Source organism: Priestia sp. TSO9 (assembly GCF_021029645.1).
Classification (GTDB): Bacteria; Bacillota; Bacilli; order Bacillales; family Bacillaceae_H; genus Priestia; species Priestia megaterium_E.
In genome coordinates this window covers 1,557,062-1,568,686 of record NZ_JAJEKD010000015.1, presented here as the reverse complement: position 1 = coordinate 1,568,686, position 11,625 = coordinate 1,557,062, and the positions used below count along the sequence as shown (strand labels likewise).

At 37.2% G+C, this 11,625-nt stretch carries 16 protein-coding genes; 12 read left to right on the top strand and 4 right to left on the bottom strand.

The window, feature by feature from the left end:
* Positions 1 to 53: 53 nt before the first annotated feature.
* Positions 54 to 737: a YrrS family protein gene (locus tag LJC66_RS23350; RefSeq protein ID WP_057274045.1), complete on the top strand. Its 684-nt coding sequence runs from the start codon at positions 54 to 56 to the stop codon at positions 735 to 737.
* Between the two features lie 13 nt (positions 738 to 750).
* Here the strand turns inward: LJC66_RS23350 and LJC66_RS23345 are convergent, their stop codons facing one another.
* On the bottom strand, positions 751 to 966 hold the full coding sequence (locus LJC66_RS23345) for a DUF2536 family protein (protein WP_230933627.1): 216 nt from the start codon (positions 964 to 966) through the stop codon (positions 751 to 753).
* A gap of 138 nt (positions 967 to 1,104) precedes the next feature.
* Between LJC66_RS23345 and LJC66_RS23340 the strand changes: the two genes are divergently transcribed.
* The 6 genes from LJC66_RS23340 (at position 1,105) to LJC66_RS23315 (ending at position 5,504) form a co-directional block, all read left to right on the top strand.
* A complete protein-coding gene (locus LJC66_RS23340; RefSeq protein ID WP_230933626.1) occupies positions 1,105 to 1,746 on the top strand; it encodes a class I SAM-dependent methyltransferase in 642 nt (213 codons plus the stop codon).
* Between the two features lie 17 nt (positions 1,747 to 1,763).
* A complete protein-coding gene (gene mtnN, locus LJC66_RS23335; RefSeq protein ID WP_013059273.1) occupies positions 1,764 to 2,459 on the top strand; it encodes a 5'-methylthioadenosine/S-adenosylhomocysteine nucleosidase in 696 nt (231 codons plus the stop codon).
* Positions 2,460 to 2,601: 142 nt separating this feature from the next.
* Positions 2,602 to 3,525, top strand: a complete 924-nt coding sequence (locus LJC66_RS23330) for a PLP-dependent cysteine synthase family protein (protein ID WP_050688529.1) — start codon at positions 2,602 to 2,604, stop codon at positions 3,523 to 3,525.
* Position 3,526: 1 nt separating this feature from the next.
* Positions 3,527 to 4,660, top strand: a complete 1,134-nt coding sequence (locus LJC66_RS23325; protein WP_230933625.1) for a bifunctional cystathionine gamma-lyase/homocysteine desulfhydrase — start codon at positions 3,527 to 3,529, stop codon at positions 4,658 to 4,660.
* 81 nt (positions 4,661 to 4,741) lie between these two features.
* On the top strand, positions 4,742 to 4,972 hold the full coding sequence (locus LJC66_RS23320) for a YrhC family protein (protein ID WP_050688527.1): 231 nt from the start codon (positions 4,742 to 4,744) through the stop codon (positions 4,970 to 4,972).
* Between the two features lie 391 nt (positions 4,973 to 5,363).
* Entirely contained in the window at positions 5,364 to 5,504 is a 141-nt protein-coding gene (locus LJC66_RS23315; RefSeq protein ID WP_013059269.1) for a YrzI family small protein, read from the top strand.
* A gap of 169 nt (positions 5,505 to 5,673) precedes the next feature.
* On the opposite strand, the gene sigK is transcribed toward LJC66_RS23315, so the two are convergent.
* Positions 5,674 to 6,402: an RNA polymerase sporulation sigma factor SigK gene (sigK, locus tag LJC66_RS23310; RefSeq protein ID WP_013059268.1), complete on the bottom strand. Its 729-nt coding sequence runs from the start codon at positions 6,400 to 6,402 to the stop codon at positions 5,674 to 5,676.
* A 216-nt stretch (positions 6,403 to 6,618) separates the two neighbouring features.
* Here sigK and LJC66_RS23305 point away from each other — a divergent pair, with 216 nt between their 5' ends.
* On the top strand, positions 6,619 to 6,768 hold the full coding sequence (locus tag LJC66_RS23305; protein ID WP_014458166.1) for a hypothetical protein: 150 nt from the start codon (positions 6,619 to 6,621) through the stop codon (positions 6,766 to 6,768).
* Positions 6,769 to 6,943: 175 nt separating this feature from the next.
* Here LJC66_RS23305 and pssA read toward each other — a convergent pair whose 3' ends face one another.
* Positions 6,944 to 7,483 carry a CDP-diacylglycerol--serine O-phosphatidyltransferase gene (pssA, locus tag LJC66_RS23300; RefSeq protein WP_013059266.1) on the bottom strand — a complete coding sequence of 180 codons (540 nt, stop codon included), beginning with the start codon at positions 7,481 to 7,483 and terminating at the stop codon, positions 6,944 to 6,946.
* Between the two features lie 114 nt (positions 7,484 to 7,597).
* Here pssA and LJC66_RS23295 point away from each other — a divergent pair, with 114 nt between their 5' ends.
* A complete protein-coding gene (locus LJC66_RS23295) occupies positions 7,598 to 8,380 on the top strand; it encodes a phosphatidylserine decarboxylase (RefSeq protein ID WP_230933624.1) in 783 nt (260 codons plus the stop codon).
* A gap of 73 nt (positions 8,381 to 8,453) precedes the next feature.
* On the opposite strand, the gene LJC66_RS23290 is transcribed toward LJC66_RS23295, so the two are convergent.
* On the bottom strand, positions 8,454 to 8,594 hold the full coding sequence (locus LJC66_RS23290; protein WP_013059264.1) for a sporulation histidine kinase inhibitor Sda: 141 nt from the start codon (positions 8,592 to 8,594) through the stop codon (positions 8,454 to 8,456).
* A gap of 549 nt (positions 8,595 to 9,143) precedes the next feature.
* Between LJC66_RS23290 and LJC66_RS23285 the strand changes: the two genes are divergently transcribed.
* The 3 genes from LJC66_RS23285 to aroE are packed head-to-tail and all read left to right on the top strand — an operon-like array spanning position 9,144 to position 11,625.
* On the top strand, positions 9,144 to 9,656 hold the full coding sequence (locus tag LJC66_RS23285; protein WP_013059263.1) for a YqeG family HAD IIIA-type phosphatase: 513 nt from the start codon (positions 9,144 to 9,146) through the stop codon (positions 9,654 to 9,656).
* Positions 9,657 to 9,659: 3 nt separating this feature from the next.
* Positions 9,660 to 10,766: a ribosome biogenesis GTPase YqeH gene (gene yqeH / locus LJC66_RS23280; protein WP_230933623.1), complete on the top strand. Its 1,107-nt coding sequence runs from the start codon at positions 9,660 to 9,662 to the stop codon at positions 10,764 to 10,766.
* Positions 10,767 to 10,785: 19 nt separating this feature from the next.
* A complete protein-coding gene (gene aroE / locus LJC66_RS23275) occupies positions 10,786 to 11,625 on the top strand; it encodes a shikimate dehydrogenase (RefSeq protein WP_230933622.1) in 840 nt (279 codons plus the stop codon).

Sequence of the window (11,625 nt, the reverse complement as noted above, 5' to 3'; positions counted from 1 at the left end):
AAGAAAACACATGTTAGAATAAAGCATTATAAAAGTTGGAGGAAATTGTAGCAATGAATAACAATCGTTCTTCAAGACACGAAAACAAAGAAAAAAAAGTAAACCGATTATATAATCTGTTAATTGCTGTCGTAGCTGTTTTAATTGTATTTGTCGGTGGTACGATGATTCTTGGAAACAAGGATAAATCGGATAACCAAGCGGAAACAACTCAAAATAATCCGCAAACAAATGACCAAAAAACGGACAAGACGGCTAAAAAAGACGATGATTCTTCGAAAGATGATCAAGCGACAGATGATCAAGCAACGGACGATCAAAGTTCTGAAGATGACCAAAGTTCTGAAGATGACCAAAGCTCTGAAGATGATCAAGCAACAGATGAAGAATCAAACGACTCAGATTCACAGGCTGAAGTAGAGAAAAATCCAGAGCCTGGCGTGGCAGAACGCAAGGTAGATCCTTCATGGGATTCAGTAGGTACGTCACAAGATGCACCTGCAGCAACATATAAAAAAGGATCAACGGATTGGAACGAAATGCTAAAAGCTGTAGGCGAAGGGTCAGGCATTAGTCCAAGCAATATGACCGTATGGCGTTTAGGGAATAACGGTGGCGTAGGTAAAGCCGTAGCTACGGTTAGTCCTAAAGGCAACTCCTCAACAAAATACCGCGTTCAAATTGAATGGGTAGATGGAGAAGGCTGGAAGCCCGCAGTAGTGGATAAGCTTCAATAAAAAAAGCAGTGCGCTAGCGCTGCTTTTTTATTTTGAAATGAACAACTGCAGAGTACAGTTTTTTACCTTGTTCATAGTCCACAGACATTTGATGAGATACGCTGTGCACCTCAAGTAAAATCGCTTTATTTTGATCAATTTTTTCAGCGATTTGTTTCTCAAGTATTTTAACATCAGCCGCTTCAAAAAATTCTATTTTATCTTCAATCATTTCAAATTCAAAGTTCATCTTACGCCCTCCTTACCTCATTACTATAGTATAGCAAATAGAAAGTTAAAAGCTTAAAATATTTGTAAATGAAGAACAAACGATAGCTAAAAACATACTATATCCATAAGAATTATTAGTTATGAGGAGGCGTTTTTTATGGGGCTAGAGTTTTTAGATATCTTTGAAAAGTGGGCGAATGAGTATGATGCATCGGTAAGCGGGAAAGATGAACAGTATAGAGAAGTGTTTCGCAATTATAATGAAATCTTAGAATATGTAGCAGATCGTTCAATAGGGCATGTGATAGAATTTGGAACAGGGACTGGAAACTTAACAAAAAAACTGTTAGAAAAAGAACTAACCGTAGTAGGAATTGAACCTTCAGTACCAATGAGACAATTGGCACAACAGAAATTAGGGGCAGATGTTTTAGTCACACCAGGAGACTTTTTACAATTTGATACATCATTGTTTCCAGCAGAGAGCTTAGTTAGTACGTATGCTTTTCATCATTTAACAGATAAAGAAAAAGAAGAAGCTGTGATAAACTATGGAAAGTTACTTCAAACCGGTGGTAAAATAGTGTTTGCTGATACAATGTTTGAAACAGCGGATTCATTTGCTGATACCATTGTTCAGGCAAAACAAAAAGGATATACGCAACTAGCAGAAGATCTAGAGAGGGAATACTATACAACGATTCCCGTCTTAAAGCAAATCTTTGAAATCAATGGTTTTCACATAACCTTTACACAATTTAATCACTTTGTGTGGGTATTGGAGGCAACGAAACAATAGTAGAAAGAGGTTTTAAAATGAAAGTAGCAATCATTGGAGCAATGGAAGAAGAAGTGACGATTTTACGCGATAAAATTGAGAATCGTCAAGAAACAGTAATCGCAGGATGTGAATACTCAACAGGAACAATCAGCGGTGTGGAGGTTGTATTATTAAAATCAGGTATTGGAAAAGTAAATGCTGCGTTATCTACAGCCATCTTACTAGAGAAGTTCAAACCTGATTACGTTATTAACACAGGATCAGCAGGCGGCTTCCATCCAGAGTTAAACGTAGGGGATGCCGTTATTTCAACAGAAGTTCGTCATCATGATGTAGATGTAACGGTATTCAACTATGAATACGGTCAAGTGCCAAACTTGCCTGCAGCTTTTAAAGCAGATGACAAACTAGTTCGTCTTGCTGAAGAAAGTGCTCTTGAAGTAACCGATATGAAAATTGTAAAAGGACTAATTGCTACAGGAGATTCGTTCATGAACGATCCTGTGCGCGTAGAGTTTGTTCGCTCTAAGTTTCCAGACCTGTATGCAGCTGAAATGGAAGCGGCGGCTGTCGCTCAAGTATGCTATCAATTTGGCGTACCATTTGTTATTCTTCGTGCTCTTTCTGACATCGCCGGCAAAGAATCAAATGTTTCTTTTGAGCAATTTTTAGAAAAAGCGGCTGTTAACTCAACGAAATTAGTATTGAATTTTATTACAAAATTAAAATAAGCTGTTCGTAAAATATAGAGTTTGTTTTCGTCTACACTCTGCATCGTTTATCATAACATGGGGTGTAGACTATATTTTTATTTTAATTCCCACTTAATATATAGGTTAAGTTATATTATTTGATAGCGAGGTGTTCAAGATTATGAAGGTAACCAAAAACGTTCATGAATTGATTGGAAACACACCTATGATTGAGATTACACAATTTGATTTACCTAGAGAAATCAGGATATTTGCTAAACTAGAATATGTTAATCCAGGAGGAAGTGTAAAAGATCGCTTAGGAAAAGAACTGCTGCAAGAAGCTCTTAGCTCTGGAAGACTGAAGCGAGGCGGGACGGTGGTTGAGCCTACTGCTGGGAATACGGGGATTGGGCTGGCTTTAGCTGCTCTTCAGCACGAAATAAACGTTATACTATGTGTTCCAGAAAAATTCAGTATTGAAAAACAGCAGCTTATGAAGGCTTTGGGGGCAACGGTGGTTCAAACGCCTACTGAAGCTGGTATGAAAGGTGCTATAAACAAGGCTCAAGAGCTGCTGCGTGAAATACCTGATTCTTATTGTCCTCAGCAGTTTGCTAATCCGGCCAATCCTATGACTTATTACAAAACCTTAGGACCAGAAATATATGAACAGCTTGATGGAAAAATCGACGTGTTTGTAGCTGGAGCAGGTACGGGTGGAACATTTATGGGGACAGCAAAATTTTTGAAAGAAAAAAATCCTTTTCTAAAAACAGTCATTGTTGAGCCAGAAGGTTCGATTTTAAACGGAGGGAAATCCGGCCCTCACTTAACTGAAGGAATTGGAATGGAGTTCATCCCTGATTATATGGAGCGGTCTTATTTTAATGCTATTCATACTGTTGAAGATGTTTATGCTTTTCAAAGAGTAAAAGAGCTGGCTTTAAAAGAAGGTTTACTAGTAGGAAGTTCTTCAGGAGCAGCCTTCGAAGCAGCCCTGCTCGAAGCAAAAAATGCAGAAAAGGGCGCTCATATTGTTACCATTTTTCCCGATAGCAGCGAACGGTACTTAAGTAAAAATATTTACGGTGGAGGAAGATAAGATGAAACGTAAAACACAGTTGATTCATGGTGGAATTGTTGGCGATGAACAGACGGGTGCTGTCTCTGTTCCTATTTATCAAGTGAGCACTTACAAACAAGAGGGAGCTGGAAAACATACGGGATACGAATATTCGAGAACCGGTAACCCTACACGACACGCCTTAGAAGAACTTATTAAAGAAATTGAAGGAGGGTATGCTGGGTTTGCGTTTGGATCTGGTATGGCAGCTACTACTGCTGTATTCATGCTGTTTAACAGCGGAGATCATGTGTTGATTACAGATGACGTATACGGAGGAACGTACAGAGTGATTACAAAAGTACTGAGCCGTATTGGCATTGAAGCTACTTTTATTGATACGAGCGACATCGAAAATATTAAGAAAGAAATTCGCCCCAACACAAAAGCTATTTATATCGAGACTCCCACAAATCCTCTCCTAAAAATAACTGACTTGCAGAAGGCTTCTTCAGTAGCTAAACAGCATCATTTACTTACCATCATTGATAACACATTCAGTACCCCGTATTGGCAAAATCCTATCGAAAAAGGAGCGGATATTGTTCTGCACAGTGCAACTAAGTATCTAGGCGGTCACAGTGACGTTGTAGCAGGGCTAGCCGTTGTGAATTCGCCTAAATTGGCAGAAGACCTTCATTTTATTCAAAATGCGACTGGAGGCATTTTAGGACCCCAAGATTCTTGGCTTTTAATGAGGGGGATTAAAACATTAGGAATACGAATGGAAGAACATGAATTCAACACTGGGAAAATAGTAGAATTTTTACTTGCTCATCCTGCTGTTACAAAAGTATATTATCCAGGATTAAAAACCCATCCAAACCACCTCATTGCTAAAAAGCAGGCAAGAGGTTTTGGGGGAATGGTTTCTTTTGATGTGGGAAGCGAAGAAAAAGCGGAACAAGTACTGAGCAAAGTGAAGTACTTTACATTAGCAGAAAGTTTAGGAGCCATTGAAAGCCTCATTTCCATTCCTGCCAAAATGACTCACGCTTCTATACCGAGCGACCGACGTAAAGAGCTAGGAATTACAGATGGATTAATTCGTATTTCTGTAGGTCTTGAAGATGTAGAAGATTTAATTGAAGACTTAGAAGAGGCATTGAAATAAGGGTGGTAAAAATAGGATTTTCGTAGACCTATAGATCTATGATAAAGTAGAGTTATAACATTCTACTGAGAAGGTGATTGTATGAAAGCTCAACACATCAAAGCAAAAATTGAAGATTACAGCCGCTTTATTTACGTCCTTCTAGCCGTAAGTACATTCTTGTACATTGGTGTTATGATTGGCCAAGGTGAAAAAAGTGGTATGCAGCTTGGAATAATGGAAGCCATCGTTATTCTGTTTGCCGCCCTTGCCTTTTATTTTAGTTATCAAACTAAAAAACTGAAAAAAGAACTAATGAAAGAAAAAGAATAATAGATATAAAAAGGCGATCATACATCGTCTTTTTTTTTATGAGGGTTAAAAAAATAAAAAAATTCCCTATTTTTCAAAAAAACAGTTTACTTTTTGTGAGTCCGTGGATATAATTACCATTGTAAGGAAAATACTTTATTAAAAGGAGGTCGAGTCATATGTTAAGACGTTTATCAGTTATGGATCATCCAGCTTCAGCTATGTCCAAAAATCGTCTATATACGTATACTATTCGGCCGTGTTCCTGTATCAAGTAACTTTCTTACCTTGATCATTAAAACACGTTAATTCACCACAGGTGCGAATAGTATCCCTGTGGTTTTTATTATTTTTCAGCCACAGGATGCTTATGCATTACTGTGGCTTTTTTGTGTATAAGGAGGTGATTGTAATGACACTGAACATTTTCTTTTTAACTATTACCATAAAGTCCCGTCAATACTCAGAGGCAGAAATTAAGCATGAACAGTATGTAAGACAATTAGAAGAAGAAATAAAAGACCGCAAGTATGAGTTTTATCGTCATTTCTAATTTGAACAGTGGAAAGGAGTGGATGAATGATGATTAATCAAAAAGGATATATCGTTGTATGGCTGCTTGTGGAGAAAGATTCCACCTAAATGATTAGTAGGGGGAGTAATGATGTGTTTGCTACGGATTATTATTTGGAAATTATTTTAAAAAAGAGCGAAAAGAAGGATTAATTCTCCTTCTTTCCGCTCTTTTTTTTCTCTTTTTCGGCTCTGTAAAATTCGTGAAACATTTTCATCAGCGCTCGCTTTTCAATTCGCGAAACGTAACTTCTTGAAATATTTAATTCCTTTGCAATTTCTCGCTGGGTTTTTTCATCCTGCAGATCCAAACCGAAGCGGCCAACAATTACTTCCTTTTCTCGATCATCGAGGATATCGATGTATTCTTTTATTTTTTCTAATTCCATATTTAGTTGAATCATATCAATTACATCGTCTGATTCTGATTTTAATACATCAATCAAACTGATTTCATTTCCTTCTTTATCCTGGCCAATTGGATCATGCAGCGACACATCTTTTTTTGTTTTTTTGAGCGCTCGCAAGTGCATCAATATTTCATTTTCAATACAGCGTGCGGCGTAAGTAGCTAATTTTGTTCCTTTTCCTTGCGAATAACTTTCGATTGCTTTAATTAAACCGATTGTCCCAATTGAAATTAAATCCTCCGCATCCTCTCCCGTGTTTTCAAACTTTTTAACAATATGCGCAACGAGTCGGAGATTGTGTTCAATAAGAAGGTTTCGCGCTTCTTGGTCTCCTTGTTCCATTAAAGATAAATATCTCTTTTCTTCAGCAGCAGACAAGGGTTGAGGAAACGCATTGTTTTTTACGTAGGAAACAAGGAAAACCAATTCTTTAAAGAAATAGCCTAGTGCGGTAAATAATGCAGACATCTCTTCACCTCCATAAGGGGATATCAACCTGTGAGAGACTAACATTACACTATATGTAAAAAGAAGGATGTCTTTGCCTGTACGTTTAAAATTCCCCCCGGGGACAAGAGAGTTTGAAAAAGTCCACAGATTTTTCTTTAGAGATAGTTACCAGCCTATACAGGAAAAAAGTATGTACATACGCTAGTAGTAGTTCATAGTGTAAGGAGGGAGAGTATGTACGGTTACGGAGGCTGCTGTTATCCTAATTATCCAGCATACCCATGTGGAGGAGGCTTCGGCTGGGGACTTGGATTGTTGATTGTTCTGTTTGTCCTGTTATTAATTTTCGGAAGCTTCTATTGGTTTTTTAGCTGCTGGTGTTAAAAAAAACTCATGCATGCGCATGAGTTTTTTTAGATGACATATCCTACCGAATAGAACCATTCATTTTTAAGAATTCTTAAGGAATTTTCGCTTTGTTTCTTAAAGAAGATGATTTATTCTATAATTAAGAAAAGAAGCAAGATGATGATATTCCTCTGTAAAAGTAAATGGAGCTCTATACTTTTTTTAGCTTGAAAGTACTAATCATCAAGCAAGCGAGTACGATAATTAAAAACATATAAAAGTGTGAAGGCAAATAAGGGACGCCCAAGTAGCTAAGAGTTAATAAACAACCTGCTGCGGTAATAGGGAGCCCTGTAAAATACCCAGTATTTTCTGTGATGTTAAAGCGGGCAAGACGAAGTGCTCCGCAAGCAATGTAACAGATGGTAACAATTGAACCTGCAGCACCAAAGTGAGACAAAATACTTTGATAAAGTAGTAGAGCTGGAGCGATGCCAAATGATATAATATCGCACATGGAGTCCAGTTGTTTTCCAAGTTCAGATTCAATTTGCAGCTTTCTGGCTACCATGCCGTCGAATCGGTCTGCTAACGCTGCTAAAAAAATTAGTAATAAACTTAAATTCAATTCATTTTTCATGACAAATAAAATAGCAAAGCTTCCTAAACTTAAATTAACAATCGTTAAGGAGTTTGCCGCTTGGGATCTCAGCTTTTTAATTGTATGATCTAGATAGTCTAATAAAAACAATTTCCTCACTCCTTTAAAGGATGGAATGAACTAAAGGTAAAAATAATGGTAATTTCATTGTAGACGCAAACCTTATTCTAGTAAAGAACTATTCAGTATGTGGAGGTAAAATTATTGTTGCAGCACCTGTATCGAACGTTTATTGAGCTTACGAATCATCAAGGATCATCGAAGCTCATTCGAAAATTCACTTTCTCTAAATGGAGCCGGTTTATTATACCCTCCTATACAAAAGTTTTTAAAGTAAATAAAGAAGAAATGGACAAGCCTCTGCATCACTATCAAACCTTACACGAGCTATTTATTCGCCGTTTGAATCCTTCTGCCCGTCCGGTCGATCAGCAGAAAGACAGCGTTGTCAGTCCTGTAGATGCAAAGATAGAAGCATATGGAGTCATTACGCCTCAAAAAGAAATGATTGTAAAAAACAAACCTTATTCTATACAGGAAATGGTTTCAAATGATCTCATTCTTGAAAAATATGTAGAGGGACAGTTTATTATTCTCTATCTTAGTCCGAAAGACTATCATCGCATTCACAGTCCTCTTAAAGCCCAAGTGGGGAATACGTGGACCGTTGGACAAAAGTCTTATCCAGTAAATTCATTAGGAATCAAATATGGGAAAGAACCGCTGGTGAAAAATTTCCGGAAGCTCACGGAGTTAACATTTGAAAATGGTCACATGCTGATGGTAAAAGTAGGAGCCATGTTTATCAACAGCATTGAAGCGGTTTCTAAAAAAGAAGTAGTCGAAAAAGGGGAAGAAATGGCTTACTTCACGTTTGGTTCGACTGTCATTTTATTATTTGAGAAGAACTCAATCACTTTTGATTCTAACGTTCACTCAGGTTCTTATGTAAAGTATGGAGAACCAATTGCTCATTTGAAAAAATAGAGCCCATATAATAAAAGAGTAGATAGATAAATGAAGATGCAGCTTTCTTTTATTAAGAAGGCTCTTTTATTCGTTAAGAAGGAATTTGTATGCTAATCTTTAATGATCTTCTTTCAATTTCCTCTTCAATTAATTTTATAAAATCAGGGCTTAATTGCAGTTCGGTTGCTTTGCTGTATGATTCAATAAGCAGCTCATCTGATAATTTTCTCATAAGATTGCCGCCACCTCCTACTAAAATAAATATCCTAAAAAGTTATATTTAAATGCTAATAAATTCCTTATTTATAATCTAACATGAATCAAATAAAGGAACAATCGTTCTGTTATCCACAGCTTTCGGTGGATAAAATGTGGGTATGTTGTTTATAATTACCATTAATTGCTGAACTATAACAGAGGATAATGTGCATAACCTTATCCACATAATTAGGCTTATCAATTTTTGTCGAAAACTTTTAACGGAATTTGTTTACCACTTACCCTATTTGATAAGTAATAAACGTTTTTTGCACTATTTTTTATTTTAAGTTTGCAGTGGGTGAATATATCGTAAGCTCACGAACAAATGGAGTTTTACTACCTTTTGTCAATAACTTTCTGTATAAAGTTAAAGCATTCATAAGGCATATCCTTTATACTAAGAAAAGGCCTGTTTTTGAAGAGAATAAAATTTTAGGTTGGAAAATAACAAGAAGTCGTTATAATGATAGACGGCGTTAATTTTAGTATGTAACTATATATTCGAGGTGCATGATACGTGTTGAAACTTTTTTTACCAAATGAACATGTGAAAAACGTGTTTCAAATTAAGCCAGACGATTTGAAAGAGCGCGGAATAAAAGGAATTATTACCGACTTAGATAACACGTTGGTGGAATGGGATCGCCCTGATGCCACTCCGGAATTAATTGAGTGGTTTCAGTTAATGAAAGATAGTGGAATTAAAATTACGATTGTATCGAATAATGTGGAGAAACGAGTCAAGCTGTTTTCAGATCCAGTTGGACTTCCATTTGTATATAAAGCACGCAAACCGATGCGTAAAGCATTTAGAAGAGCTCTTCGTGATATGGAGCTGCAAAAAGATGAGGTTGTAGTTATTGGCGACCAGCTTTTAACGGATGTATTAGGAGGAAATCGTCTCGGCGTATATACAGTTTTGGTTGTACCAGTTGCGCAAACAGATGGATTTGTAACGAAATTTAACCGTAAAATGGAACGAAGAATTCTAGGTTGGATGAAACGAAAAGGTATGATTAACTGGGAGGATTAAAACGTGAGTGAAGAAAAATTACAGTGCGTAGGATGCGGAGTGGAGATTCAAACAGAACAACCGGATGAACTTGGCTATGCTCCAAAATCAGCACTAGAAAAAGAAGCTATTATTTGCCAGCGATGCTTTCGCTTGAAGCATTATAATGAAGTACAAGATGTTTCCTTAACAGATGATGATTTTTTAAAAATCTTAAATGGAATTGGTCAAACGGACGGTTTAGTTGTAAAAGTTGTAGATATCTTTGACTTTAACGGCAGCTGGTTACCTGGTTTGCATCGATTTGTTGGAAATAACAAGGTTCTTTTAGTGGGAAATAAAGCAGATTTACTGCCAAAGTCTATAAAGAAAAATAAACTCATTCATTGGATGAAGCGAGAAGCGAAAGAACTTGGGCTAAAATCAGTGGATGTGTTCCTCATGAGCGCGCAAAAAGGACAAGGAATTCGCGAAATTGCCGAAGCCATTGAACATTATCGCGAAGGTAAAGATGTATATGTTGTGGGATGTACAAACGTTGGTAAATCAACATTTATTAATGCCATTATTAAAGAAGTAACGGGAGAAAAAGATATTATTACGACATCTCAATATCCGGGTACAACGCTGGATATGATTGATATCCCGCTTGATAACGGAGCGTCTTTATATGATACGCCTGGTATTATTAATCACCATCAAATGGCTCATTATGTAGATAAACGAGACTTAAAGTTAATTTCTCCTAAAAAAGAAATAAAGCCGAAGGTTTATCAGCTAAATGAAGGGCAAACGTTATACTTTGGAGGACTGGCGCGCTTAGATTATGTACAGGGAGGCCGCAAGTCATTAACATGTTATGTATCGAACGATTTGCATATCCATCGTACGAAGCTTGAAAAAGCAGATGAGTTGTATGAAAAGCAAGCAGGTGAACTGCTTCAGCCGCCGCGCCCAGAACAAATGGATGAGTTTCCTGAACTGGTTGCACATGAATTTACAATAAAAAATGAAAAAACGGATATTGTTTTTTCAGGCCTTGGCTGGGTGACGGTTAATGAGTCAGGTTCAAAAGTTGTGGCGCATGCACCAAAAGGAGTCGGCGTATTTGTGCGCGATTCTTTAATTTAAACAAAAAGGGGAAAAAATCTTGAGTACATTATATGGGCTAGTTGGTTATCCGCTTGGGCATTCACTATCGCCATTGATGCAAAATGATGCCTTTAAACGTCTGAATATGGATGCTCATTATGAAGCTTTTCCAATTGAACCTGTTCATTTTGAGTCAGCCATTGGAGAGCTAAAAGATAAAAACATTCAAGGATTTAATGTTACGATTCCTTATAAAGTTGATATTATGAAGCATTTGGATGAAGTCGATCCATTAGCAAAGGCAATTGGCGCTGTAAATACAGTTGTTAATCAAGATGGCCGTTATATTGGATACAATACCGACGGAGAGGGGTATGTGACGTCTTTACTCAAAGCAGTAGAAGGAAGCTTATCCCAAAAAAGAATTTTAATTATTGGAGCTGGAGGGGCTGCAAAAGCTATTTTTTATACAATTGCAGCTCAGCATGCTCCCGACGTAATTGCGTTATGCAATCGTACCGTCGAAAAAGCAGCTGTATTAGCTAACGAGCTGCCTTTTTCAACGAAAACGGCGGCGATGTCTATTTCTGATGCAGAAAAACAATTAGATACATTTGATATTATTATTAATACCACTTCAGTGGGAATGTATCCTAATGTTGATGAGCTGCCTTTAGCACTTACTTTCTTGCAAAAAGAAGCCGTAGTCAGCGATATTATTTACAACCCTTTAAAAACAAAGCTTTTAAAAGAGGCTGAAGTAAAAGGGGCAGGCACTCATAACGGTGTCGGTATGTTTGTACTGCAAGGTGCACTTGCATTTGAAAAGTGGACGAACGTCCGTCCTGACGAAGAGGCAATGGAACACATTGTTCTTTCAACACTAACTAAGAGATAA

Coding starts and splice junctions, on each gene's coding strand:
- LJC66_RS23350 (WP_057274045.1), top strand. CDS start 54: ATGAATAACAATCGTTCTTCAAGACACGAAAACAAAGAAAAAAAAGTA.
- sigK (WP_013059268.1), bottom strand. CDS start 6,402: ATGTCTGCATTATTTACCGCACTAGGCTATTTCTTTAAAGAATTGGTT.
- mtnN (WP_013059273.1), top strand. CDS start 1,764: ATGAAAGTAGCAATCATTGGAGCAATGGAAGAAGAAGTGACGATTTTA.
- LJC66_RS23330 (WP_050688529.1), top strand. CDS start 2,602: ATGAAGGTAACCAAAAACGTTCATGAATTGATTGGAAACACACCTATG.
- LJC66_RS23305 (WP_014458166.1), top strand. CDS start 6,619: ATGTACGGTTACGGAGGCTGCTGTTATCCTAATTATCCAGCATACCCA.
- LJC66_RS23340 (WP_230933626.1), top strand. CDS start 1,105: ATGGGGCTAGAGTTTTTAGATATCTTTGAAAAGTGGGCGAATGAGTAT.
- LJC66_RS23315 (WP_013059269.1), top strand. CDS start 5,364: ATGACACTGAACATTTTCTTTTTAACTATTACCATAAAGTCCCGTCAA.
- LJC66_RS23325 (WP_230933625.1), top strand. CDS start 3,527: ATGAAACGTAAAACACAGTTGATTCATGGTGGAATTGTTGGCGATGAA.
- LJC66_RS23320 (WP_050688527.1), top strand. CDS start 4,742: ATGAAAGCTCAACACATCAAAGCAAAAATTGAAGATTACAGCCGCTTT.
- LJC66_RS23345 (WP_230933627.1), bottom strand. CDS start 966: ATGAACTTTGAATTTGAAATGATTGAAGATAAAATAGAATTTTTTGAA.
- LJC66_RS23290 (WP_013059264.1), bottom strand. CDS start 8,594: ATGAGAAAATTATCAGATGAGCTGCTTATTGAATCATACAGCAAAGCA.